This is a genomic window from Arthrobacter sp. HS15c (assembly GCF_040812005.1).
Lineage (GTDB): Bacteria > Actinomycetota > Actinomycetes > Actinomycetales > Micrococcaceae > Arthrobacter.
In genome coordinates this window covers 305,060-328,846 of sequence record NZ_JBFOHM010000001.1, presented here as the reverse complement: position 1 = coordinate 328,846, position 23,787 = coordinate 305,060, and the positions used below count along the sequence as shown (strand labels likewise).

General features: G+C 65.7%; 19 protein-coding genes and 2 tRNA genes. 12 read left to right on the top strand and 9 right to left on the bottom strand.

The window, feature by feature from the left end; all coding sequences use genetic code 11:
- The first annotated feature begins 47 nt into the window (after positions 1-47).
- The 5 genes from ABV518_RS01485 (at position 48) to ABV518_RS01465 (ending at position 5,818) form a co-directional block, all read left to right on the top strand.
- Positions 48-1,121, top strand: coding sequence for a PDZ domain-containing protein (locus tag ABV518_RS01485; RefSeq protein WP_367765322.1), 1,074 nt, complete (start codon positions 48-50; stop codon positions 1,119-1,121).
- Between the two features lie 135 nt (positions 1,122-1,256).
- On the top strand, positions 1,257-4,253 hold the full coding sequence (locus tag ABV518_RS01480; protein WP_367765078.1) for a UPF0182 family protein: 2,997 nt from the start codon (positions 1,257-1,259) through the stop codon (positions 4,251-4,253).
- A gap of 186 nt (positions 4,254-4,439) precedes the next feature.
- Positions 4,440-4,513, top strand: a tRNA-Met gene (locus ABV518_RS01475).
- A gap of 158 nt (positions 4,514-4,671) precedes the next feature.
- Positions 4,672-4,748 (top strand) — tRNA-Met (locus ABV518_RS01470).
- 137 nt (positions 4,749-4,885) lie between these two features.
- Positions 4,886-5,818, top strand: coding sequence for a cytochrome b/b6 domain-containing protein (locus ABV518_RS01465; protein WP_367765077.1), 933 nt, complete (start codon positions 4,886-4,888; stop codon positions 5,816-5,818).
- A 45-nt stretch (positions 5,819-5,863) separates the two neighbouring features.
- Here ABV518_RS01465 and ABV518_RS01460 read toward each other — a convergent pair whose 3' ends face one another.
- From ABV518_RS01460 to ABV518_RS01450, 3 genes are all read right to left on the bottom strand, one after another.
- On the bottom strand, positions 5,864-7,303 hold the full coding sequence (locus ABV518_RS01460) for a deoxyribodipyrimidine photo-lyase (protein ID WP_367765076.1): 1,440 nt from the start codon (positions 7,301-7,303) through the stop codon (positions 5,864-5,866).
- A 129-nt stretch (positions 7,304-7,432) separates the two neighbouring features.
- Entirely contained in the window at positions 7,433-8,227 is a 795-nt protein-coding gene (locus tag ABV518_RS01455) for a PspA/IM30 family protein (protein ID WP_367765075.1), read from the bottom strand.
- Between the two features lie 111 nt (positions 8,228-8,338).
- Entirely contained in the window at positions 8,339-10,390 is a 2,052-nt protein-coding gene (locus ABV518_RS01450; protein WP_367765074.1) for a TPM domain-containing protein, read from the bottom strand.
- A gap of 288 nt (positions 10,391-10,678) precedes the next feature.
- Here ABV518_RS01450 and ABV518_RS01445 point away from each other — a divergent pair, with 288 nt between their 5' ends.
- The 4 genes from ABV518_RS01445 to ABV518_RS01430 all read left to right on the top strand — a co-directional run bounded on the left by ABV518_RS01445 (position 10,679) and on the right by ABV518_RS01430 (position 15,093).
- A complete protein-coding gene (locus ABV518_RS01445) occupies positions 10,679-12,295 on the top strand; it encodes a trypsin-like peptidase domain-containing protein (protein ID WP_367765073.1) in 1,617 nt (538 codons plus the stop codon).
- A 246-nt stretch (positions 12,296-12,541) separates the two neighbouring features.
- Positions 12,542-13,342: an electron transfer flavoprotein subunit beta gene (locus tag ABV518_RS01440; RefSeq protein ID WP_367765321.1), complete on the top strand. Its 801-nt coding sequence runs from the start codon at positions 12,542-12,544 to the stop codon at positions 13,340-13,342.
- Between the two features lie 14 nt (positions 13,343-13,356).
- Positions 13,357-14,310, top strand: a complete 954-nt coding sequence (locus ABV518_RS01435) for an electron transfer flavoprotein subunit alpha/FixB family protein (RefSeq protein WP_367765072.1) — start codon at positions 13,357-13,359, stop codon at positions 14,308-14,310.
- 3 nt (positions 14,311-14,313) lie between these two features.
- Positions 14,314-15,093 carry a PIG-L deacetylase family protein gene (locus ABV518_RS01430; RefSeq protein WP_367765071.1) on the top strand — a complete coding sequence of 260 codons (780 nt, stop codon included), beginning with the start codon at positions 14,314-14,316 and terminating at the stop codon, positions 15,091-15,093.
- Positions 15,094-15,210: 117 nt separating this feature from the next.
- Here ABV518_RS01430 and ABV518_RS01425 read toward each other — a convergent pair whose 3' ends face one another.
- The 4 genes from ABV518_RS01425 to ABV518_RS01410 all read right to left on the bottom strand — a co-directional run bounded on the left by ABV518_RS01425 (position 15,211) and on the right by ABV518_RS01410 (position 18,392).
- A complete protein-coding gene (locus tag ABV518_RS01425; RefSeq protein WP_367765070.1) occupies positions 15,211-16,062 on the bottom strand; it encodes an anti-sigma factor in 852 nt (283 codons plus the stop codon).
- Positions 16,063-16,072: 10 nt separating this feature from the next.
- On the bottom strand, positions 16,073-16,681 hold the full coding sequence (locus ABV518_RS01420) for a sigma-70 family RNA polymerase sigma factor (RefSeq protein WP_367765069.1): 609 nt from the start codon (positions 16,679-16,681) through the stop codon (positions 16,073-16,075).
- A 242-nt stretch (positions 16,682-16,923) separates the two neighbouring features.
- Complete coding sequence (locus ABV518_RS01415) at positions 16,924-17,391, bottom strand: tRNA (cytidine(34)-2'-O)-methyltransferase (protein WP_131131886.1); 468 nt, start codon at positions 17,389-17,391, stop codon at positions 16,924-16,926.
- Positions 17,392-17,429: 38 nt separating this feature from the next.
- Positions 17,430-18,392 (bottom strand): J domain-containing protein, encoded by a 963-nt coding sequence (locus ABV518_RS01410; protein WP_367765068.1) that lies wholly within the window; start codon positions 18,390-18,392, stop codon positions 17,430-17,432.
- Positions 18,393-18,528: 136 nt separating this feature from the next.
- Here ABV518_RS01410 and ABV518_RS01405 point away from each other — a divergent pair, with 136 nt between their 5' ends.
- Together ABV518_RS01405 and ABV518_RS01400 are read left to right on the top strand one after the other, a co-directional pair.
- Positions 18,529-19,449, top strand: coding sequence for a diacylglycerol kinase family protein (locus ABV518_RS01405; protein WP_367765067.1), 921 nt, complete (start codon positions 18,529-18,531; stop codon positions 19,447-19,449).
- Between the two features lie 222 nt (positions 19,450-19,671).
- Entirely contained in the window at positions 19,672-20,238 is a 567-nt protein-coding gene (locus ABV518_RS01400; RefSeq protein WP_367765066.1) for a hypothetical protein, read from the top strand.
- On the opposite strand, the gene ABV518_RS01395 is transcribed toward ABV518_RS01400, so the two are convergent.
- Positions 20,216-21,133: a DMT family transporter gene (locus ABV518_RS01395; RefSeq protein ID WP_367765065.1), complete on the bottom strand. Its 918-nt coding sequence runs from the start codon at positions 21,131-21,133 to the stop codon at positions 20,216-20,218. The genes ABV518_RS01400 and ABV518_RS01395 overlap by 23 nt on opposite strands.
- Positions 21,134-21,173: 40 nt before the next feature.
- On the opposite strand from ABV518_RS01395, the gene ABV518_RS01390 reads away from it, so the two are divergent.
- Positions 21,174-22,403: a cysteine desulfurase family protein gene (locus tag ABV518_RS01390; protein ID WP_367765064.1), complete on the top strand. Its 1,230-nt coding sequence runs from the start codon at positions 21,174-21,176 to the stop codon at positions 22,401-22,403.
- On the opposite strand, the gene ABV518_RS01385 is transcribed toward ABV518_RS01390, so the two are convergent.
- On the bottom strand, positions 22,382-23,647 hold the full coding sequence (locus tag ABV518_RS01385; protein ID WP_367765063.1) for an NAD(P)/FAD-dependent oxidoreductase: 1,266 nt from the start codon (positions 23,645-23,647) through the stop codon (positions 22,382-22,384). The two genes, ABV518_RS01390 and ABV518_RS01385, sit on opposite strands and share 22 nt — an antisense overlap.
- Between the last annotated feature and the right edge of the window lie 140 nt (positions 23,648-23,787).

Genomic DNA, 23,787 nt, shown 5'->3' with positions numbered 1-23,787 from the left:
GGCCTACCGATCAAGCTCCGGACGAGGTTCCAGAACCTGAGGACCCCATGCTTTCGCTCCGTCCAAGGCGCGGTGGCAAGAAGGTATCCCTGATGATGGTCTCAGGGGTGGCGGCGCTGGGCCTTGGCCTCGCTGCCGGAACGCTGCCGGTGCCGTACGTTGTGGAAAAACCCGGCCCCACATTCAACACGCTGGGCGATGCCCAGGGCGCACCGGTCATCAGCGTGACTGGGCGCGAAACCTATCCGGCCGCCGGGAACCTGGACCTGACCACCGTCTACGTCGACGGCGGCCCTAACGGCCCGGTCAGTATCTTCGGTGCGTTTGCAGCGTGGCTGGACCCGTCCAGGTCGGTGTATCCGCAGGAACTGATCTACCCCGTCGGCACCACCAGGGAGCAGGCCGAGGAGCAGAGCTCCGTGGCCATGACCACGTCCCAGGAGAACGCTGTTGCATCGGCGCTCAACGAGCTGGACATTTCCTTCAGCCAGGAACTGCAGGCGGCGGGACTTTCAACCGGCTCACCATCCGAAGGGAAGATCGAGCAGGGCGATGTCTTCCGGTCGATCAACGGAAAGCCCATCACCGCGCTCTCCGTCATCCAGGATGAGCTAGCCGCCGGCAAAGGCGCACCGGCCACCGTGGTCCTGGACAGGGGAGGGGACGAGGTGACCCAGGCCATCACGCCGATGGACAACGGTGAGGGCCGCTACATCCTGGGCGTGATGCTTAAGTACAAATTCACTTTCCCCTTTGACGTGAAGATCTCCCTTGACAAGGTCGGCGGCCCCAGCGCCGGGATGATGTTCTCCCTCGGCATTATCGACAAGCTGACGCCCGGGGACCTCACGGGCGGCAGGCATGTGGCCGGCACCGGCGAGATCACTCCGGACGGCAAGGTGGGACCCATCGGTGGAATCGCCCAGAAGATGCAGGGCGCAAGGTCCGCCGGGGCCACCCTGTTCCTGGCGCCCGCCGCCAACTGCGACGACGTCACCGGGCACATTCCCGACGGTTTGCAGGTAGTAAAGGTGGAGAATCTCGCCGAGGCGCGTGACGCCGTCGAACTCGCCGCGTCGGGGCAGGACACCTCCGGTCTTGCGGCCTGTACCAGCAACTAGACTGAGGCAGGAACTAAGCTTTACTGCCACTCGTGGCAGATATGACGGACGTTGCCATTCGCTTGACCGGTACCGGACGTCGCTCGCACGCACGCTTCGAATGTTAATCTGACGACCAGCTATGAGGTACCGAGTTTGTCCCGTCCTGCCAGCCCCATCCCGCCCGGAAGACCCCCCTCAAGACGAGGTGCCCTGACACCCACGCTCGTTGTTGTCGCCCTCGTGGTGGTGGGTTTCATTTTCTTCGCCAATGTGTGGACTGATGTTTTGTGGTACCGGCAGCTTGGCTTCTTCGAAGTGTTCCTGACGGAGAACCTGGCGCGGATCGGTATCTTTGTCGCCGGTTTCGCCATCATGTTCGCCGCGGTGTTCTTCGCAATACGGATTGCGTACCACGCGCGGCCGGTCTATGCGCCGGACTCCGAGATCCGGGACAACCTGAACCGCTACCAGGCTCAGCTTGAACCGGTCCGCCGCGTGGTTATGCTCGGACTTCCGATTCTCTTTGGCCTCTTTGCCGGCAGCGCCGCGGCCAGCCAGTGGCAGAAAGTCCTGCTGTTCTTCAACCAGGAACCTTTCGGCCAGGCTGACCCGGAATTCGGAATGGACCTCAGCTTCTACCTGATGACGCTCCCGTTCCTGGGATTTATCACCGGGTTCCTGATCAGCGTTGTTGTGGTGGCCGGCATCGCCGGGATCCTCACCCACTACCTCTACGGAAGCATCCGCCTGATGGAGCGCGGCGTCTTCACCAGCCGCGCGGCGCAGATCCACCTCGCAGTCACCGGCGCTGCCTTCCTCCTGCTGCTGGGAACCAACTTCTGGCTGGACAGGTTCGCCGCGCTGCAGAGCAACGGAGGACGGTGGGCCGGTGCGCTGTACACCGACGTCAGCGCCGTGATTCCCACGAAGGCCATCCTTGCGGTGGCGGCCGCGCTCGTGGCCATCCTGTTCATCGTCGCCGCGGTCATCGGCCGCTGGCGCCTGCCGGTGATCGGCACCGCGATGCTGATCATCACCTCCATCCTGGCCGGCGGCGTGTACCCGTGGGTGATCCAGCAGTTCCAGGTCCGGCCCTCGGAAGAGACGCTGGAGAAGGAGTTCATTCAGCGCAATATCCAGAACACGCGCGCCGCCTATGGCCTGGACAAGATCCAGGTGGACCGGTACGACGCCACCAACACCGCCACCACCGGGGCGCTCGCTCCGGACGCGCAGACGACGGCCAATATCAGGCTCCTCGATCCGAACCTGATCTCGGACGCCTTCTCGCAGCTGGAACAGTACCGCCCGTACTACCAGTTCCCCGAGGCCCTGAACGTCGACCGCTACGAAGTGGACGGCAAAGTCCAGGACACCGTCATCGCGGTCCGCGAACTGAACCCGCAGAATGTGGCCGAGAACCAGCAGAGCTGGCTGAACCAGCACGTTGTGTACACCCACGGATACGGCGTGGTTGCAGCGAAGGGCAACAAGTTCACCGTGGACGGCAAGCCTGATTTCCTTCAGTCGGGTATTCCGTCCACCGGTGTCCTCGGCAACGACTCCACGTACGAGCCGCGCATCTACTTCGGCGAAAGCTCGCCCGAGTACTCCATTGTGGGTGCTCCGGACGGCTCCCCGAACCGTGAACAGGACAGGCCGTCCGGTCGCGAGGGGGATGGGGAAACCCAGTACACGTTCCAGGGCAACGGCGGCCCCAACGTGGGCAGCTTCTTCAACAAGGTGCTCTACTCCATCAAGTTCCAGTCCTCGGACCTGCTGCTTTCGGACGGCGTGAACGAGGAATCGCAGATCCTTTACGACCGCAGCCCGCGCGAGCGCGTGGAGAAAGTCGCGCCTTACCTGACCGTGGACGGCAACGCCTATCCGGCAGTAGTGGATGGCCGGGTCAAGTGGATCGTGGACGGCTACACCACCAGCCAGTACTACCCGTACTCGCAGCAGGAGCAGCTCTCGGACGCCACCGCTGACACCCAGACCACGTCCGGCCGCGCCGTCGCACTGCCCAACAGCACTGTCAACTACATCCGGAACTCAGTCAAGGCCACCGTGGATGCCTATGACGGGTCGGTAACGCTGTACGCGTGGGATGACCAAGACCCGCTGCTGAAGTCCTGGCAGAAGGTTTTCCCGACGTCGTTGAAGCCGTTCTCGGAGATGTCCGGCGACGTCATGAGCCATGTCCGCTATCCCGAGGACCTGTTCAAGGTCCAGCGTCAGCTGCTGGGCAAGTACCACGTGACGGATCCGTCCAGCTTCTACAAGACCAACGATGCCTGGAGCGTGCCGGCCGACCCGACCGTGGATACGGACGTCAAGCAGCCGCCGTTCTACATGTCCCTGCAGATGCCGGACCAGGACAAGCCGGCGTTCCAGCTGACGTCCTCCTTTATCCCGCAGATCGTCAACGGAAATGCCCGTAACGTCCTCTACGGCTTCCTGGCCGCGGATTCCGACGCCGGCAACCAAGCCGGGGTCAAGGCTGACAGTTACGGCCAGCTGCGGCTGCTCCAGATTCCGCCGGAGACGCAGGTCCCCGGCCCGGGCCAGGCGCAGAACAAGTTCAACTCGGATCCCACGGTCTCGCAGGCCCTGAACCTGCTGCGCCAGGGCGCCTCGGATGTGTTGAACGGCAACCTCCTGACGCTCCCGGTGGGCGGCGGAATCCTGTACGTCCAGCCGGTCTACCTGAAGTCCACGGGTGAAACGTCGTATCCCACGCTGCAGCGTGTGCTGGTGGCCTTCGGTGACAAGGTCGGTTTTGCGCCGACCCTGGACGCGGCCCTGAAGCAGCTGTTCGGCGGGGACTCCGGTGCTTCCGCCGGCGACTCCGACAACAACGGTCAGACCCCGCCGACACCAGGTACCACGCCGCCGGCGGGTGCCGACGCGAAGGCAGAGCTCAAGGCCGCCCTGGATGAGGCACGGGCCGCCATCCAGGCTGGCCAGGCAGCCCTCGCGGCCGGCGACTTCGCAGCCTATGGTGAGCAGCAGAAGAAGATAGCTGCAGCCCTGCAGAAGGCCGTGGACGCGGAGGCCAAGATTCCGGTGACAGCGCCTGAGCCGGTGCCGTCGCCCACTGCCACCCCGTCCGGCAGCCCCACGCCGTCACCCACGGCAAGCAACTGACGGGCACCTGACTGGCTCCGCCGGCCCGGTCGCATTCTCCGCAGGGAGGGTGGCCGGGCCGGCGGCGTTAACGGCAAAGGGCGTCATCCCGGCAGCGTCCGCAGGGCGCCGGAGGGCGGCCGAGACGCAGATCACGCCATCTCGATTTGGCCTCCTGTTCACCCGGCGGTAGAGTTGTTCTTGCGACGCGGGGTGGAGCAGTTCGGTAGCTCGCTGGGCTCATAACCCAGAGGTCACAGGTTCAAATCCTGTCCCCGCAACTGACGGAAAGTCCGGAACTGGAAACGGTTCCGGACTTTCTGGTTTAAGCGCCGCCCGGGCTTTTGGCGTGGCTAGGCGTCGGATGGCGTGGCAAAAAGGGCCGGATATTGGGTGTGGATTTTGCGCCGCCGAAACTAGGGTAGTGTTGATCAAGCGACGCGGGGTGGAGCAGTTCGGTAGCTCGCTGGGCTCATAACCCAGAGGTCACAGGTTCAAATCCTGTCCCCGCAACCAAGTGAAGGCCCCGGCCGGCAGATATGCCGCCCGGGGTCTTCTTTTTCTTTGATTGCTGGTAGTTCCTAGTATTCTCTTTCGCAGAGCCTCAGAAATTTGCGCCAGGGGCCAGTCATTCTCGAGAGGAATGTTGTTCGATGTCCACACCCACCAAAAAGTCCGGTACTGCGACGGGCAAGCGGAACAGACTCTACTGGGGTGTTCCTGCTGCCTTGGTGGCGCTGGTGCTGGTGGTGCTGTTCGCCAGGTGGCTGAGGGAGCTCCCGGCGGTCGCGTCGTTCCTGGCGGACTACCCGGGCCATTCAGAGCTCCCTGACGGCGCTCCCGTCGGATTCCCTGCCTGGCTTGCGTGGCAGCATTTCCTCAACGGGTTCTTCCTGCTGCTGATCATCCGGACCGGCTGGCAGGTGCGGACCACCACCCGGCCGAGCGGTCATTGGACCCGCAACAACAAAGGCCTCATCAAAACCAAGACACCGCCCACCAAGATCACGCTTGAGCTCTGGTTCCACCTCACGCTGGACGCCTTGTGGATCATCAACGGACTGGTGTTTGCCGTTCTCCTGTTCGCGACAGGACAGTGGACGAGGATCGTCCCCACCAGCTGGGATGTTTTTCCGAACGCGCTGTCCGCAGCCCTGCAGTACGCATCCCTGAACTGGCCCACCGAAAACGGCTGGATCAACTACAACGCCCTGCAGCTGCTGACCTACTTCCTCACCGTCTTCATCGCCGCGCCGCTTGCCTTCATCTCGGGCATCCGGACGTCCTCCGCCTGGCCCAAGAAGGCTGCCGCGCTGAACAAGGCGTACCCGATCGAACTGGCGCGGGCCATCCATTTCCCGGTCATGATCTACTTCGTGGCGTTCATCGTGGTGCATGTATTCCTCGTGCTCACCACCGGCGCCCTGCGGAACCTGAACCACATGTACGCCGTGTCAGACGGCGACGGCTGGCTGGGTTTCTGGATCTTCCTCATGTCTGTGGCCGTGATGGTGGCGGCATGGTTCCTCGCCCGGCCCATCTTCCTGCGCCCCATTGCGTCCCTGATGGGCAAGGTCAGCCGCTAAGGCCGGTCAGGGAGGCCGGGGGCCCCGCCAGCCAAAAGGAGTGGGCTACTGGCCGTCCTTGAGCCTCTGGTAGGTCTCCAGTGCACGTTCCCGGGACTCCGGCAAGGACACCAGCGGCGGCGGGTAGCCGCCTGCCGCCTCGCCGCTCTTCCACGGTTCATGGATGGCCTTGTCGCTGAGGCCGGCGATCTCCGGGACGTACTGCCGCAGGTAGCGTCCGCCGGCGTCGAACTTCTTGCTCTGCGTGACCGGATTGAAGATCCGGAAATACGGGGAGGCATCCGCCCCTGACCCGGCCACCCACTGCCAGTTCGCCGGGTTGCTGGCGGCGTCGGCGTCCACCAGGGTGTCCCAGAACCACTCCTCGCCCAGGCGCCAGTCCGCCAGCATGTTTTTGACCAGGAATGACGCGGCCGCCATCCGGACCCGGTTGTGCATCCAGCCAGTCCTCCAGAGCTGGCGCATCCCGGCATCCACGAGGGGATAGCCTGTCCTCCCTTGCTGCCAGGCGCCGAGCTCGGCCTGGGATGGCTCCTCCCAGGCAAAAAGGTCGAACTCCGGGCGGTAGTTGCGTGTTGCCAGCTGCGGATTCACGTAGAGCAGCTGCCAGCAGAATTCCCGCCAGCCAATCTCGGACCGGAAAATTCCGACGTCGGCAGGCGTCTGGTGCGGAAACCGCTGACGGAGCGCATGCCACACGCGGAACGGGCTGATCTCGCCGAAGCGGAGGTGGGGGGACAGCCTGCTGGTTCCCTCGACGCCGGGCACGTCCCTGCCGGTTCCGTAGTCCGCCACCGGCCCATCCAGGAAGTCCTCCAGGCGGCCGTGCGCGCCGGCTTCGCCTGGTTCCCAGGTTTCCGCCAGGCCTCCGCTCCAGTCGGGCGAATCCGGCAGCAGAGACCAGGACGCCAGCGGTTCACTGTCGGCATGCTTTTTTCGGCCTGCTTGAGCAGGGGAGGGCAGCCTGGACGGCGCGTCGAGCGGCAACCGGGGTTCACCGGAGGCGAGGCAGGCGCGCCAGAAGGGCGTGAAGACCTTGTAGGGGCCGCCGCTGCCGGTGGTGATGGTCCAGGGCTCGAAGAGCAGGCTTGCCTGGAAGCTGGCGGCCTCGATGCCTGCGCCGGCGGCCCATTCCTTGATGCCGGCATCCACAGCCCGCTCCGGACCGCCGTAACGGCGGTTCCAGAGGACATGGGACGCGCCGGTTTCGTTGACCAGGTCCCGGATGATCCTCGTTGCTGGTCCCCGACGGAGGACCAGGGTGGATCCGGCATGCTCCAGGTCGGCGGCAAGGGATGCCAGGGAGTGGTGGAGCCACCAGCGGACTGCGCCTCCGAGGGGCCGGATGCCGTCCGATTCTTCGTCGAGGATGTACACGACTGTCAGGGGCAGGCCGAGTTCTGCGGCCCGGGTCAGCGCTGGATTGTCGTCGAGGCGAAGATCATCACGGAGCCAGACGATGGACGTTGCGGCGGGGGAGGACATGGCTTCCACGCTACACACATCCACCCGGAGCCGCGTGGGCTGGTTGGCCGGCTTTCTCGGACGGCGAAGGCCGGGGTTCATCCTGAACCCCGGCCTTGAGCCAGCCCGGCGAGTCCGGGCACGTGGTGTTTACAGCTTGTCGAAGTCGGCTTCGTCCACCGTTGACTCAGCACCGGCTCCCGCAGCTGAGGCGCCGATAGCGGGCTTGGCGGCGCCGCCGGACTTCAGCGCCGCAAGGCGCGCTTCGATCTCGACCTGTTCGCCGAGGTCTTCAAGCTGGTTGAACTGTGCGTCCAGGCTGGACTCGGCAAGTTCCTGCTGGCCCCTGACCTTCGCCTCTTCCCGGCGGATCTTTTCCTCGAACCGTCCCACCTCGGAGGTGGGGTCCATGAAGTCGATGCTCTTGATTGCGTCGTGGACCTGTGACTGGGCTGCAGCTGTCTTGGAGCGGGCTACGAGTTCATTGCGCTTGCTGGTGAGCTCGTTGAGCTTGCCCTTCATCTGGCCAAGGCCGGTCTTGAGCTTGTCCACCACTTCCCGCTGCGAGGAGATGCTTGGCTCTGCGCCCTTGGCCTCATTCTCGGCTGACATCTGGCGCTGCAGGGCCACCTTGGCCAGGTTGTCGAACTTTTCGGCGTCCGCGGCGTGCCCGCTGCCCCGGTACTCGTCGGCCTTGCGCGACGCGGCGAGGGCCTTGTTACCCCAGTCGCGGGCGTTCTTCACGTCTTCGTTGTAGTCGTCCTCGAGCATGCGCAGGTTGCCGATGGTCTGCGCCACGGCTGACTCAGCCTCGGCGATGTTGTTGGTGTAGTCCCGGACCATCTGGTCCAGCATCTTCTGCGGATCCTCAGCGTTGTCCAGCAAGGAGTTGATGTTTGCCTTTGCAAGCTGCGCGATGCGGCCGAAAATGGACTGCTTAACCATGGTGTTACCTTTCGTCCTGCTCAGTGGTGGCCACTGAAATCAGTGAACTGTTGTTGTACCGCTATCTATACGCCGGGCGGCTCGTTCCGCCCGGCGCCTAGTCTTTCGGGCTTAGAAGTCCCCGCCGCCGCCGGAATCGCCGCCCCAGCCGCCGCCGGAGTCGCCACCGCCGAAGCCACCGCCGGAATCGCCGCCCCAACCGCCGCCGTCGCTGTGCCCGCCGCCCCAACCGCCGCCGCTGCCGCCGTTGAGGATGGAGTTGATGAGGATGCCGCCGAGGATGGCACCGCCCAGGCCGCCACCACCGCCGCCGCCGAACATGCCACCGCCGCCGTAGCCCGGGTTGGCGTAGCCGCCGAAGTTGTCCACGTCGGCCTGGGCGAGCTGGGCCGCCTGGGCCGCAAGTGCGTGTGCCTGTTGGGCGTACGTGAGGGCTGTGACCGGATCGTTGCGGGAGATAGAGAGGGCGTAGTCCAGGTTCCGCTGCGACTCAGCCAGGCGGGTGCGGGCTTCCGTGCCTACTCCGCCACGGCGCGCTGTGATGTAGTCCGACGTGGCGCTGATCTGGGCCTGGGCCGACATGATGGTCTGCTGCAGCGAAGCCTGGGCCCGACGGGCCTGTTCCTGCTGGTCACGGATCCCGGTGAGCGCCTGGTCCAGGGACTGGTGCGCGGTTTCCACGCGCTGCAGTGTTGCAATGGGATCGATTTTCCCGCCCTGGATCTCAGCCTTCACCTGGCCGAGGGCAGACTCAACCCCGGCCACCGGACCGGCGAGTTCCGGGTGGGCCCCGGACTGGATCATTGCCCGTGCCTGGGCAAGGTCCTGGGACGTATCCACGACGGCGGCCTCCAGGCCGGTCCGGGCTTCGTCCAGGCTGGTGGAGACCTTGGAAATCGCGTCGAGGAGCACGTTCGTCTGGTGCAGGCTTTCTTCGGAGGCGCGCACGGCCACCGCCGCCAGGCTGCCTTCACCCTCAGCCAGTTTCTGCTCGGCAGTTGCCGTGGCGTTCTGGACGAACGCCAGCCTCTCCTTGGCCTGCGTGATGTTGTCAGTCACCTGTACCAGCGCGCTGTCGGCGTATTTGGCGCGGAGGGTAGTAAGCGACTGCTCTGCGTTGGCGATCTTCGCGTCAGCGTCCCGTGCCCCGGCGTTGACCGCGGCGAGGGCCTGGGGTGCGTTCTTTTCCAGCTCGCGCAGGGAATCGAAGTCGGCCTTCTGTTCCTGCAGCGAAGCAAGGGCTGCCTCAGAACGGCGGATGATCTCACCCAGCCAGCTGCGCTGCTGCTCTTCGGTATCGGGAATGTGGTCGTCCAGCTGCTGCTGGAGCTTGAAGGACTCGGAAAGGTGTCCTTTGGCTTCCTGCAGCGCCTTGGTGAAGTTGCCGACGGCGGAATCACCGTACTGGGCCTGCGCGAACATCAGCTCCTGCTCGCTGGACTTGATGGCGTCATCGGCTTCAATGAGCAGCGACCCGCTCTTGCGGCGGAGATCCTCCACGCTAAGCGAGGCCAGCGGATCCAGTTCGGCGCCCTGCGGGCCGTAGCTGGCGCTGGACGCCTGCCCTGCCTTCTTCCGCCTGTTGCGGAAGTACAGGTAGGCGCCGGCACCGCCGGCAGCCACCACTCCCGTACCAACAAGGATTGCGGTGCCCGCACCATTTTCGGACGGGACATTGCCGCTCCCGCCTCCCGCTGCGTCGCCGATGGCGGCGGCGGCATTGACGGCCGCTTTGGCGTAATCGTTATTCGCCAGCTGCGGGCCGATGGCTTTGCTCTTGATGTTCTCGATTTGGGCGTTGGTGATTTTGCTGCCGCCCTTATTCAGGACGTACTGCCGGGTGTCGGTGGCCACGGCAAAAATCAGGGCATTGGAACCAAGGCTGGCCTTTTCGGCCACCTGGTCTGACCAGGCTTCCCGATCCGTCGGGCTTTCGAACTTCTTGACGGTGACGACGTGGAGCACCATCGCGTGGTCGGTGCCAAGCTTTTTGATGGCAGCTTCGACCTCGGCTTTGCCGCTGCCAAGAACGCCGGCGGAATCGACAATCTTCGTCACTGGATCCAGCGTCACTGGTGGCTCAGCCCAGGCCGCGCCGGCGGGAACCGCCAACAAGCCCGTCAGGCCGATCACGGCGAGGATACGTTTGAACTTTGACCGCATGTGCAACCCTTCAGCACGCCTGACACCGATTCGGGACGAATCAGTCGTCTCAGAATGCAGCAGCGCCCCCACGCGTGGTGTAAAGCCGCAGGTCGCTGTGGCAATTCCTCTTGATTCTATGGTGCACCTATAAGGGCGTCCACAAGGCCGAATATGCCACCAGCGAAACGGACTTCGGAGCTAGGGAAGGGCCAGGCGCAGGCATTCAGGAAGCTCCCAGCCAACGTCCGCATTTGTTCCAGCCAAGAGGTTCATAGTTAATGGCAGACGAGGATGAAAGGAAGTCCAATGACTGAGAACCCAACGCCAGGTGCAGCACCGGAACCCCGGGATCCGCGGCAGCCGGAAGCTCCGCAGCCGGCACCGCCGGCCGGTCGCACTCCAGCGCCGCTGCACGATCCCGCGGCTGCGGCGCAGGGGGACCAGCAGGCAACCGAAGCCCTGCACGTGGACTCCGGCGCCGGAGCGAATCCCACCGAACAGCTCCCGGGAGCCCCACGCCCGGTCTACCCGCCGCGTGAGCCTTTCTATGGCCAGCAGAACCACCAGCCCGGCCACAACGCCGGCGGCCACAACTCCGGCGGCCCGTACAGTCAGGGCCAGCACCAGTACGGACAGCCCCAGTACGGGCAACACGGAGCGCACGCGGCTGCTCCAGGCGGAGTAGCGCTGGCCCCCAACCCGGCCGACGCTCCCCGCCGCAAGCCCAGCTTCGGCGTCGGCACTCTCGTGGCCAGCATCCTCGCCGCCGGCCTGGTAGGCGGCGGAGTGGCCACCGTCGGTTCAGGCAACCTCTTCGACGGCGGGAACTCCGGCGCCGTCAGCAGCAGCCAGCCTGAAACGGTCATCGTCAACAACAAGGACGACGTCAATGCCATCACCGCGGCAGCACTGAAGGCGTCCCCGAGCGTGGTGACCATCAGCGCCACCAGCGGCAGCTCAGGCGGTACCGGCTCCGGCATCATCCTCGACGACGAAGGCCACATCCTCACCAACACGCACGTGGTCACCCTGGACGGAGCGACGGCAAACGCGGCGCTGGAAATCCGTACCAGCGACGGCCGCGTCCTCACGGCCAAGCTCGTGGGCACTGACCCGCTCTCCGACCTTGCCGTCATCAAGGTGGACGACGCCTCGGGCCTCACCGCCGCCACCCTCGGTGACTCCGGCAAGCTCAACGTGGGGGACACGGCCATCGCCATCGGCTCCCCGCTGGGCCTCACCGGAACCGTGACGGACGGCATCGTCTCCACCCTGAACCGGACCATCAGCGTGGCATCCTCGGCAGCACCCAAGGAAGGCGACACTTCCCAGGGCGGCGATCAGGGCTTCCAGTTCGCGCCTCCGGGCGGCGGCCAGAGCCAGCAGACGACGGGACAGGGTTCCATCTCCATCAACGTGATCCAGACCGACGCGGCCATCAACCCCGGCAACTCGGGCGGTGCGCTGGTCAACAGCAAAGGTGAGATCATCGGCGTCAACGTTGCCATCGCCTCAGCCGGGTCCGACTCCTCGTCCAGCTCATCAAGCGGCAACATCGGCGTGGGCTTCAGCATCCCGATCAACCACGCCAAGCGCGTCGCCCAAGAGATCATCGATACCGGCAAAGTTTCCCACGGCCAGCTGGGCGTCAGCGTCAAGGACAAGTCGTCCACCAGCTCGTCCTCCAGCTTCTCCGTCGGTGCCGACGTCGCCACGGTCGAATCAGGATCGGCTGCCGCAAACGCAGGCATCAAGGTGGGCGACGTGATCACCCGCTTCAACGACCTGACCATCAGCGAACCGAACCAGCTGACGGCGGCTGTCCGCGAACAGGCCGCTGGTGCCAAGGTCAAGATCACGGTCACGCGGAACGGCCAGGAACAGACCCTGGACGTCACGCTCGGTGCCGCAGCGGAGCAGTAAGCCACGGCACCGGTTCTGCCTAAGGAAGTCCGGACGACGGCGGGTGTCCCCCGAAAGGGGGCCCCGCCGTCGTCATTTCCACGCCACGTGCAAGCCGGCTGACACAGGCGTTAACGCGACGTCACCGGGGTACTTCTATATGGTTAGCTAGGAGCTACCCGTACCCCGGGCGTTCCGCGGCCATGACCTCACCCGGCTGGCTATCCACAAGCATGGAAGGCTGCTGTAAATACAGTGGAAGAGACATTGAAGATCATCGTCCTGGTCAAGCATGTGCCGGACGCGCAGTTCGACCGTCACCTCAACGGGGAGGGCTACACCACGGACCGCGACGAAAGCATCCTGTCCGAGCTGGACGAATACGCGCTCGAAGCGGCCCTGCAGCTCGCTGAAGCCCGTGGCGGCAGCAAGGCCGGAAACCAGGTCATCGCGCTCAGCATGGGCCCCTCCGGCGCGGTCAATGCCGTCAAGAAGTCGCTGCAGATGGGCGCCACCGAAGGTGTCCACCTCACTGACGACGCCCTGTCCGGCTCGGATGCCGCCGCCACTTCGCTGGCCCTGGCCGCCGCCATCCGCCACCTCGGCGCCGGCGCCCCCGTGGACCTCGTGCTCACCGGCATGGCCTCCACCGACGGCGAGACGTCCCTGGTTCCGGCGCAGCTGGCCGAACGCCTGGGACTGCCGCAGATCACGTTTGCGTCGACACTCGAAGTCGACGGCGGACGGCTCACCGCGCGCCGCGACGCCGACACGTACTCCGAGACCGTCGAAGCGTCCCTGCCGGCCGTAGTGTCCGTGACCGACCAGATCAACGAGCCCCGCTACCCCAACTTCAAGGGCATCATCGCGGCCAAGCGCAAGAGCATCACCACACTGTCACTCTCGGACATCGGAGTTGATCCGGCGCAGGTGGGCCACGCGGGATCCTGGACCACGGTGACGTCGGCAGAAGAGCGCCCGCCACGCACCGCGGGCACCATCATCACCGACGAAGGCGACGCCGGCATCAAGCTGGTGGACTTCCTGGCCGCCCAGAAGCTGCTCTAAGAGGGATCACAGACATGGCAAACGTACTTATTTTTATTGACAACCCGGGCGCGGCCCTGAAGAAAAGCAGCCTCGAACTGCTGACCCTGGGCCGCTCCCTCGGCGACACAGCCGTGGCAGTGAACGGTGACCTCAGCGACGGCGTTTCGGCGGCCTTCGCCGAGTACGGCGTCAGCAGCGTCTACCGCCCCTCCGCCAACGACCTCGACGACTACCTCGTCGCAGCGAAGGCCGCCTACGTTGCGGCTGCGGTACAGGCTGCCGGTGCCACCACGGTGCTCCTGGACAACTCGCCGGAAGGCAAGGAAATTGCCGCGCGCGTTAGCATCCGGCTTTCCGCCGGCGTCGTTACCGATGTGGTGGCCGTGGACCAGGACGGCACCGCGCACAAGTCCGTCCTCGCCGGTTCGTACACCACCGCTGCGAAGACCACCACGCCCGTCTCGGTGCTGACCGTCAAGGCCAACAACGTCACCCCTGAGCCTGCGGCCGGCCCCAGCGCTCCGGACGTTGCCATGGTTGAGGTCCCCGCGGACGCCACCTCCGCCGCCGCGCGCGTCACCGCACGCGAGCAGAAGGTGGCCAGCGGCCGCCCCGACCTCACCGATGCGCGCATCGTGGTGGCCGGCGGACGCGGCGTTGACGGTGACTTCGGTCCTGTTGAGCAGCTGGCTGACGCCCTCGGGGCTGCCGTCGGAGCCTCCCGGGCCGCCACGGACGCCGGCTGGATCAGCCACGACGCCCAGGTGGGCCAGACCGGCAAGACGGTATCGCCGCAGCTGTACATTTCAGCGGGAATCTCCGGCGCCATCCAGCAGAAGGCCGGCATGCAGACGGCCAAGGTCATCGTGGCCGTCAACAAGGACGCCGAGTCTCCGGTCTTCGAGATCGCCGACTTCGGCATCATCGGCGACCTCTTCGACGTCCTGCCGCAGGCCACGGAAGAAATCAAGAAGCGAAAAGGCTGACCCTTGACCACTCCTGCTGTTTCAGCACAGAGCCCGTTCAACCCGGCAACGCACCGGGTTGGGCGGGTGCTCTGTTTCGCGGCCCATCCTGACGACATCGACTTCGGCGCTGCCGGCACCATCGCTGCCTGGACGGCGGCGGGGGTGCAGGTCAGCTACTGCATCATGACCGACGGCGATGCCGGCGGCTTCGATGCCGCCGACCGTGCCGGAATCATTGCCCTGCGCGCGGCCGAACAGCTCCGGGCAGCGGAACTCGTCGGCGTTTCGGATATCCACTATCTGCACGAGCGGGACGGCTACCTGGAACCGTCGCACGAAGTGATGAAGGGCGTGGTCAGGCTCATCAGGCAGTTGCGGCCCGATGTGGTGCTCGCCATGCATCCGGAACGCAACTGGAAGCGGATCCAGAAAAGCCACCCCGACCACCTGGCCGTCGGTGAGGCCGTCACGCGCGCCATCTACCCTGCCGTGGAGAATCCGTTCGCGTATCCGGAGCTTGCCGAGGCCGGGCTGGAGGCCTATAAGCTCCCGTGGCTCTGGCTCTACGCCGGCCCGGAAGAGCGGGAGAACCACTTCGTGGACGTCACGGACCACGTGGACAGCAAACTGAAGGCCATCAACGTCCATGTCAGCCAGCATCCGGATGTTGAGGCGATGGAGGCGGCCGTTCGCAACGGGATGCACCTCAACGCCGGGCGGGCAGGACTGCCGGCGGACCGCAGTGCCGAGGCCTTCCACGTTGTCGCGGTCAACGGACCGGGAACAATCGCCGGCTTTTAGCACCTGCGCGGCACAAACCTGCTCCGGCAAACGCAGACACGAAAAACCCGCGGTGCCCTCCTGTGGAGGGCGCCGCGGGTTACTTTGTCTTCAGGCCGCTCGAAGCCAGGGGAGGGCTTAGGTGCTGAGCGGAGCGGCAGCAACTGTGGGGAACGTCGGGGAGGCCGAGCCACCCACAGGCTCCACCGTGATGCCGAGGGCTGCAGCGGAAGCGATCCCCTTCACCACGGCAGGCTTTGACAGCGCAGCTTCGTCCATCAGGCCCTGGGATACGGGCGCCGAACCGTCCTTCGGGATCAGCCACATCTGGTAGACCTTGCCGGCCGGCGGTGCGGGCACATCGTTCATCTTGACCACCACGGCGTCCCTGGAGGACGAAATCAGGACCGTCGCGGTTCCGCCGGCGGACACCGGCACTGACGCCTCGCGGACATCATCGGCCCGGATCACCTGGTTCAACGGATCATTCTGGTCCGCGACGTAGGCGCCGACGCCCACTCCGCCGAGCGCGATCACAGCCGCCGCCGCGACGCCGGCGAGCCAACGGCGCACACCGGCGGGCCGGCGTCGTTCTTCCCGGCGCTGACGGGCTGCGGCAATCTCGTCGCCGCCGGTCACAGGGGCGGGCTGATGGACGGGCGCCGCCGGAGCCGCGTCCGTCGCGTGGGCATGTTCGGAACCCTGGGCCGGGAGCTGGGCAACGATGCGGGCAAAGAGGTCCGACGGCGGCTCCTCCTCGGCGGTGAACGTCTCGGCCAGCGTTTCCCTGGCCTGGCGCACACGTTCGTGGAACGTCGCGCGCTCGGCCTCCGGGGCGGAGGAGATGTAGTGGTCGATGACCGAGCGCTCCGCGTCAGTTACAGCATCCAAGGCGTACACCTCGGCCAGGTCCACTGCACGGCCCGAGGCAAGGTCCGCCGATACGGTGTCGCCGAAAGTGCCGCGGCGGCTGTTTCCCTGATTGTTCATTTCTGTCATCTCAACTCACCCCCAGACATGTCTTCAAGCGGATCAGGCCGTCGCGGATGCGGGACTTGATGGTGGGCACTGCTGCGTTCAGCCGTTCCGCAACCTCCCTGTAGGTGAGGCCGCCGTAGTAGGCGAGCCGGACGGATTCCTGCTGTGTATCGGTCAGTGTTTCCAGGCACCGGACCACCGCCTCGGCCTCAAGCCTGCTGCCAACTTCATCGGAAACGGAGTCGTGGTCGATGTCCTGGCTGCTGGCCCCGTACCGGGCTTCCCGGTCCGTGGACGACTGCGAGGACCTTACCTTGTCCACGGCACGGCGGTGCGAGATGGTCATCAGCCACGACAGCGGGCTGCCGGCGTCCGGATTGAACTTCGCCGCGTTCTGCCAGACCTGGAGGAAGACTTCCTGGGTGGTGTCCTCACTGAGTTCGGGATCGATCAGGACCCGGCGGGCCATGCCGAATACACGGCGGGATGTCAGCTGGTAGAACTCCGCGAACGCAGCCTGGTCGCCCTGGGCAATGCGGCCCAGGAGGGCGGCGAGGCGTTGGCTTATGTCGGCTGGTGAATCTGTCACTGCGGCCGGGGCCTCGTAGTTTGGCGCGTTGGGAGTTTCCATCACTTCCAAGCATAGGTGTCTGCGGGTTGCTTCAGGAGCAGCCCTGCCGGGATTGCCGCAGGCAGGGGATGAACCGGAGCGGTCCGTGGGCCTTGCTGTCTCCAGTGCTCGCACCTGCCGCTCCTTGTCCGCCGTGGCTGTTCTCAGGAGTGATTCGGTGCAGGTGCGGGTGCGGATTGGCGGCGTGGGAAATTTCTCTCCCTGGCTTGACCGGACGCCGGGGAACCGGCAAGCAGGGCGGGTCAGGTTTTGGCGCCCGCGAATCCCTGCTGCCGCCACGCCTCGTACACGGCGATGGAGGCCGCATTCGCAAGGTTCAGTGACCGCAGGGCCGGGAGCATTGGGAGCCGGACCGTGGAGGTGACGTGTGGATCCCGTTTGAGTTCCTCCGGCAGCCCCACGGATTCCTGGCCGAACATCAGGACATCGCCGGGCTGGTAGGCGATGTCCGTGTAGCTGGCGGTTCCGTCAGAGGTGAATGCGTACACACGCTCCGGCTTGAGGGCGTTCCAGGCGTCGTCGATGCTTTTATGCACCGTCACCACGGCGAGGTCGTGATAGTCCAGGCCTGCCCGCCGGAGCTTGGCATCGGAAAAATCGAAGCCCAAAGGTTCCACCAGGTGCAGCTCGGCGCCGGTAATGGCTGCCAGCCGGATGGCGTTGCCGGTGTTGCCCGGAATTTCGGGGGAGTGGAAGAGGATGCGGAACACCATCCCATCCTAGTCAATACCGACCGTGGCCAATGCCGTCAGTGCATGCCCCGCAAGAGCCGGGCTAGCACGGATACGTTGACAGTGTTGGGTGCCGGGCCCGAGGAGAGGAACTGCTTGAGGCCGCGGACCAGCCCGGCCGCGTTGACCACCTGGACGGTTTCGTGGGCACCGGTGGACCGTCGGTGCCGGTCGATCACGGGCTCGTGCAGGTTCCCGTCGGGGCTGTGCACCACTGTCCAGCCGGTGACGTTCAGTTCGGGGAAGATGTCCTGCATGGCGCGGACCACGTGTGCCAGTTGCGGCGGTGGGATGGAACGTCCGCCGTGGTTGAGCGTGCTGCCGTCCCAGGCGTAGGCGCCCTTGGGCAGGAGCATGGACCCGATGATGGCCAGGCGGTAGCCGGACAGCAGCGCGTGGTCGATGTGGCTGTTGTCCGCCGGTGACTGCAGCCCGTTGATCAGCCGCGCGGCCGGAATGGCTGGCAGGATCTGCCTGCTGACCAGCTGCACAGTCCGCATTTCGCGCTGGATGCGCGCCTCGGCCCCGAAAATCCCGCGTTTCCGGGGCAGGCCGTGAACCTGTTGGCTGGCCTGGGCGAGCGGGATCAACGGCACCACGCCGGCCGCCTCGAATGCAGCCAGGTCATAGGGCGGATCGTAGACCGGCGGGTCGCCGGCGGTGTTGCGGGGAGTGTTGGGGCGGTGCACCGTGGCGGACGCGTGGCTACCGGCGGCGGGCGCGTCAAAATGCGGACCGGCATCGCCGTTGCCGGCACCGCCCCCTGTGCCGGCAGCGTAGGAGCGGTCGTAGGCGCTTCTGCGCTTGGGATCGATGAGCGTCTCGTAGGCCGCCGTTACGCGCCGGAATGCGGCGGCGTCCCCGCCATGATCAGGATGCGCCTGGCGGGCAGCACGGCGGTAAGCAACTTTGATCTCCTTCTCGGTGGCCGTCACGGCGACACGGAGCACCTGGTAATGGGAGTTGCTGCTCTCGGTCAAGCACTTGTCCTTCGGTTGGTGTGGCCGGTCCACGGCGGCATGGAGGGCCCATAGCCAGGTAGGCCAAGCTTAACGGCCCATTCTGACAACGTGCGTGCCGGCAGCCTGGGTTCCCGCGGCTGGCATAATTCAGCCCATGAGGATCGCCGTCGCCATCAACCCCAGGGCGTCCTTTGGATCCCGGACGCATGCCGGCGCGCAGACGGTGGACTACTTCCGGGCTGCGGGGGCGGACGTTGTGGAGTTGCGGGAGGCGAGCTTCGCCCAGCTGGCATCAGCCGTGGAGCGGGCGCTCGCGGATGGCGTGGATGCCCTTGTTGTGGTGGGTGGAGACGGCATGGTGCACCTCGGTGTGAACGCGTTGGCGGGCTCCGGAGGGACGGCGGCGTCCACGATCCCGCTGGGCATCGTGCCCAACGGGACCGGAAACGACTTTGCCCGGACCCTGGGACTGCCGCTGAACGACGTGGCGGCCGCCTGCAGGCGGATCACGGGCGGCATCGCGTCAGGAGGGCGTCCCGTTGACCTTGGCCGGATCACGGCGGACGGTGACTGCCGCTGGTTCGCCGGGGTGCTGTCGGCCGGCTTCGACGCCGCCGTCAACGACCGCGCGAACGGGTGGCGCTGGCCGCGCGGCAAAGCCCGCTACAACCTGGCGATGCTCAGGGAACTGGTGGCGTTCCGGGCCATTGAGTACACGGTCACGGACTATACGGAAACGGACGACGGCGACACCTGGCATCAGGGGGCAATGCTCATTTCGGTAGCAAACGGGCAGTCAATTGGAGGCGGGATGCGGATTACGCCGGACGCCCTGCCGGATGACGGACTGCTTGACCTCTTTGTTGTCAGGCCGTTGCCCAGGGTCCGCTTTCTGGCCGTTTTCCCGAAAGTGTTCTCAGGACGGCATATCGGGCATCCGGCAGTTGAGATCCGCCGTGTACGGAAGGTGCGGCTGTCCGCGCTCAACGTCGTGGCGTATGCCGACGGCGAGAGGATCGGGCCGCTGCCGCTCACCGTGGAGGTTGTACCCGGCGCCGTGCGCATCCTGGCGTAGGAACAAGGCCGGGGACCCGCCGTCGGGCATGGGGCGTCTAGACTCTTTGATGGGCCGGGCGGAACCCTGGCCAGTGGCGCCGGACAGCCGGCAAGGCATTGGGGTGGAATGAAATTACGGGGGACTGGGGCAACGTCCGGGACGCTGCTCACTGGAATTCTGATTGGCGCCGGCCTGCTGGGAGGCTGCAGCATTGACGTGCCGGACCCGTCGGCTCCAACCGTGGAGCAGTCTGCTTCCGGGCTTGCCACTCCCACCATCACGCCCGGCCATGACGCAGAGGCGGTGGCGGCCAAGGACCTGCCGTTCACTGCCGGGGGCGCACTTGCGCCGGGAGTTCCGGTGGGTATTTCCGACGGGCTGAAGGAAGCGCCGGGCTGGAAGCCGGTGAAGGAAAACGTGGCGGGCGAGAACCAGTACGTGAAGACCGACGGCTGCCTCGTGGCCACCAAAGTCCGGACCAACCAGACGCCGCTGGCCCTTGCTGACGACCGCGCCTCCTCCGTGGGGCTCTTTACCTACCTCGACCCCAGCATCCTCCCCAAATACCTCAAGACGGAAACCCTGCGTTGGGGCGGAACCTCGGATAAGCCTGGCCCGCGTGTGGAGGTGCTGGTACTGGAACAGGCTTCCCCGGCGGGAGCCAGGTCGACGGCTGTTATGGCCCGCCTGTTCAGCGTTCCCGAATCGTCCATCTACATCACTGTCTCGTGCCCGGATCCGGCCACCCTCGCTGCGGCGCGGCAGGACGTGGCTGAGCGCCTGGTCATCGTTCCGCCCTCGGCCTGAGCCCAATCTGATCTCTTGCTCCGATGCCGGGGGATTTTCCGGTCCGGCGCACGCTGGTGAGCAGGACACCGCCCACCACCAGCAGCCCGCCCAGGATCTGGGGCACACTGATCGACGTCCCCAGCAGGAAGGTTATGGCGGCTGTAAAGACCACCATGAGGTTCAGGTAATTGCCCGCGGTTCCCGGTGCGGTTGTTTTGAGTGCCAGGTTCCACAGCAGGTACGCACCCAGGGACGGGAAGACCACGATGTAGGCCAGTGACCAACCGCCCGCCGCTGTCTGGGGCAGATGCGCTCCCGTGGCCACCGCCACCGGAATGAGGACCACCGTGGCCATGGCAACCTGGACCGCCGTGGCGGTGACGGCAGGGACTGCCAGGCGGCGGGCAATGATGGTGTAGAGGCTCCAGACGGCAATGGCAGCCAGCATCAGGAGTTCGCCCAGGTTGAAGGAAAACCTCAGCACCCTCTGGAAGTCCCCGCCGGTCAGGACCGTCAGGACCCCGGAAAGCCCCAGCCCGATGCCTGCCCAGCCGAGGGCGCCCGGCCGGTCGCCCAGCATCGCAATTGCGAGGACAACAATCAGCGCAGGGTTGGCCGCCGTAATAAGCGAGGCGTTCAGCGCGGATGTGTGCTGCAGGGCGGTGTACAGGAGCAGGGTGTAGCCGCCCATGCCCAGGAAACTAAGGAGCAACAACGCGGGCCAGGAACGCAGGACGGCCCGCCAATCCGGCCGGTCCACCAGTTGGGCCAGGGCCAGCAGCGGCAGCGCCGCGATCGCCCAGCGCCAGAACGTCAGCTCGACGGGAGTCATCGACGCCACGGCTGCCTGTCCCACCACAAAATTTCCGGACCAGAAAAGGGTGGCCAGCACCAGGTAGAGGGAAGCTTTCACCGCTCGAACCTATACCACCGCCGGCGGCTAGAATTGGTGGGTGCCTGTTTACCTGGATCATGCAGCAACCACGCCTCTCTCAGCCGAGGCGCTGGCTGCCCTGACCCGCGAGCTGGTCCGCACCGGCAACCCGTCGTCCCTGCACGGTTCCGGCCGCCGTGCCCGCCGCTCGGTGGAGGATGCACGCGAAACGATTGCGGCCGCAGCCGGGGCGCACCCCTCCGAAGTCATTTTTACGTCCGGCGGCACGGAAGCTGACAACCTGGCCGTGAAAGGCCTGTTCTGGTCCCGGACCGCCGGGAACCCTGCCCGGCGGCGCATCCTCTGCTCCGCCGTCGAACACCATGCAGTGCTGGACACCGTGGAGTGGCTGGAGCGGCACGAAGGTGCAGAGGTCACCTGGCTCCCGGTGGACAGCGAAGGCGTCGTCGACCTCGCCGTCCTGGCGGCCGAACTTGCGCGGTCCCCGGAAACCATCGCCCTGGTGAGCGTGATGTGGGCCAACAACGAGGTGGGCAGCATCCAGCCGATCACCGAAATTGTTCAGCTGGCCCACGCGGCCGGTGTGCCGGTGCATTCAGACGCGGTCCAGGCCTTCGGCTCGCTGCCCATTAACTTCAAGGCCTCCGGACTGGACGCGATGAGCGTTTCCGGACACAAGATTGGCGGTCCGGTGGGAGTCGGGGCGCTGCTGCTGGGCCGCGCGGTGAAGCTGACCCCCGTTCAGCACGGCGGCGGCCAGGAACGGGACGTCCGGTCCGGAACCCTGGACACGGCCTCCATCGCCGGCTTTGCCGCAGCGGCCGGGGCAGTCACGGCAAGCCTTCCCGCCGAGTCAGCCAGGATCTCAGCCCTTCGGGACCGGCTGGTCGACGGCGTGCGACAGGTCATCCCGGAGGCCGTCCTCCGTGGAGCCGACGGCGCAGGACGCCTCCCCGGCAGCGCGCACTTCACCTTCCCCGGCTGCGAAGGCGACTCCCTGCTGTTCCTGTTGGACCTGGCCGGGGTTGAATCATCCACCGGTTCTGCGTGCACCGCCGGCGTGCCCCGGCCTTCACACGTGCTCCTTGCCATGGGACTGGACGAGGAAACCGCTCGCGGTGCCCAGCGCTTCAGCCTCGGCCATACGTCAACCGAAGCCGACGTCGACGCCCTCCTCGCTGCCCTTCCTGATGCGTACTCCAGGGCACGCGCTGCCGGGATGGCCGGGCACGAATCCTCCATCCAGACCGCCGGAACGGTGGCGCGTCAGGCCTCCGGCAGGAGCTGATCAAGCCCGGCGGACCCGTCCGCGAGGCGGTCGGCACTGACCGTGGAGCGGCCCGAGATGAGGGCCTTGATGACCTTCTGCGCACTTGGGCCCGCCGTGCGGGGCCAATTGACGCTCATGCCGGCCACCACCCGGGAGTCGCGCTGCCAGAAGGCAATGAACTCCTTGCGCTCCAGTGAACCGCGGATCACCGGTTCCGTTCCGGACGCTAAATCGGGGAACCCCGAGTACTCCATGCTGACGTCGTACTGGTCCGTGTAGAAATAGGGGATGGTGCTGAGGGTGGCGTCCTGGCCAAGCATCGCCTTGGCTGCCACCTTGCCTCCGTTGAGGGCGTTGGACCAGTGTTCGCTGCGGTAGTGCTTGCCGGTGAACGGGTGCAGGGCGTTGGCCACGTCGCCCGCGGCGAAGATCCCGGGCACACTGGTCCGCAGGGAAGCGTCGGTGAGGATGCCGTTGCCCACCTCCAGTCCCGCGGTGTGTGCGAGGCCGACGGCGGGTTCAACTCCCACGGCAATCACCACAACATCGGCCGGGAGGACTTCCCCGCTGTCGGTGACGACTGCAGAGACGGCACCGTCGGTACCAGTGAGTTCGTGGGCTGACGCCGGTAGCCTGAAGTCCACGCCGTGGGCTTCGTGCAGCGAGCGGAAGAAGCGGCCCAGTTCCGGGCCGATCGCGGCGGCCAGCGGAATGTCTTCCAGGCCGAGCAACGTGACGTTGTTGCGATAAGTCGCCGCGGCCGCTGCCAGTTCCATGCCTATCCAGCCGGAGCCGATCATCACCACGTTCTTTCCGCCGTGTTCCAGGGACTTCCGCAGCCCGCGGCTGTCATCAAGGGTGCGGAACGTGGTGACCCCTGACAACTCGCTCCCCGGCAGCGGAATGGTCCGGGGGACCGCGCCGGTGGCCAGCAGCAGCGAGTGGTAAGGCAGTGACGTTCCGTCGTTCAGCAGCACCGTGCCTGCGTCCGGCCGTATGCCGGTGACTGACACGCCAAGGCGGAGGTCGACGTCGTTCTCCTCATACCAGCCCCGCGGCACCACCTCGGCTTTGTCTTCGCCTTCCCTGCCCAGCAGGTAGTCCTTCGAGAGGGGCGGGCGAATATATGGGTTGTGGCGCTCGCTGCCAACCAGGATGACGGGACCGGTATGACCCTCCGAGCGCAGGGTCCGTGCAGCCGTGGCGCCGGCCAGGCCTGCCCCCACGATGACGATGTTTCCTGCAACTTGTTCTGCTGCCATGGTGCGTGCGCCTCCCGGGGATCCGTAGCTCAACTATGGCCGAACGCGGCAGGCATTAGAATAGATAGGCGTGCATTGTGTTCCCTAACGATGCAGCCAGGCTCACAAGGCCCACACAATCCCAAACCCACTTCCACCAA

What these genes read in the sequence shown, in the direction of transcription:
- ABV518_RS01485 (WP_367765322.1), top strand. Translation starts at nt 48, where the DNA reads ATGCTTTCGCTCCGTCCAAGGCGCGGTGGCAAGAAGGTATCCCTGATG.
- ABV518_RS01465 (WP_367765077.1), top strand. Translation starts at nt 4,886, where the DNA reads ATGTCCACACCCACCAAAAAGTCCGGTACTGCGACGGGCAAGCGGAAC.
- ABV518_RS01460 (WP_367765076.1), bottom strand. Translation starts at nt 7,303, where the DNA reads ATGTCCTCCCCCGCCGCAACGTCCATCGTCTGGCTCCGTGATGATCTT.
- ABV518_RS01455 (WP_367765075.1), bottom strand. Translation starts at nt 8,227, where the DNA reads ATGGTTAAGCAGTCCATTTTCGGCCGCATCGCGCAGCTTGCAAAGGCA.
- ABV518_RS01450 (WP_367765074.1), bottom strand. Translation starts at nt 10,390, where the DNA reads ATGCGGTCAAAGTTCAAACGTATCCTCGCCGTGATCGGCCTGACGGGC.
- ABV518_RS01445 (WP_367765073.1), top strand. Translation starts at nt 10,679, where the DNA reads ATGACTGAGAACCCAACGCCAGGTGCAGCACCGGAACCCCGGGATCCG.
- ABV518_RS01435 (WP_367765072.1), top strand. Translation starts at nt 13,357, where the DNA reads ATGGCAAACGTACTTATTTTTATTGACAACCCGGGCGCGGCCCTGAAG.
- ABV518_RS01425 (WP_367765070.1), bottom strand. Translation starts at nt 16,062, where the DNA reads ATGAACAATCAGGGAAACAGCCGCCGCGGCACTTTCGGCGACACCGTA.
- ABV518_RS01420 (WP_367765069.1), bottom strand. Translation starts at nt 16,681, where the DNA reads ATGGAAACTCCCAACGCGCCAAACTACGAGGCCCCGGCCGCAGTGACA.
- ABV518_RS01405 (WP_367765067.1), top strand. Translation starts at nt 18,529, where the DNA reads ATGAGGATCGCCGTCGCCATCAACCCCAGGGCGTCCTTTGGATCCCGG.
- ABV518_RS01385 (WP_367765063.1), bottom strand. Translation starts at nt 23,647, where the DNA reads ATGGCAGCAGAACAAGTTGCAGGAAACATCGTCATCGTGGGGGCAGGC.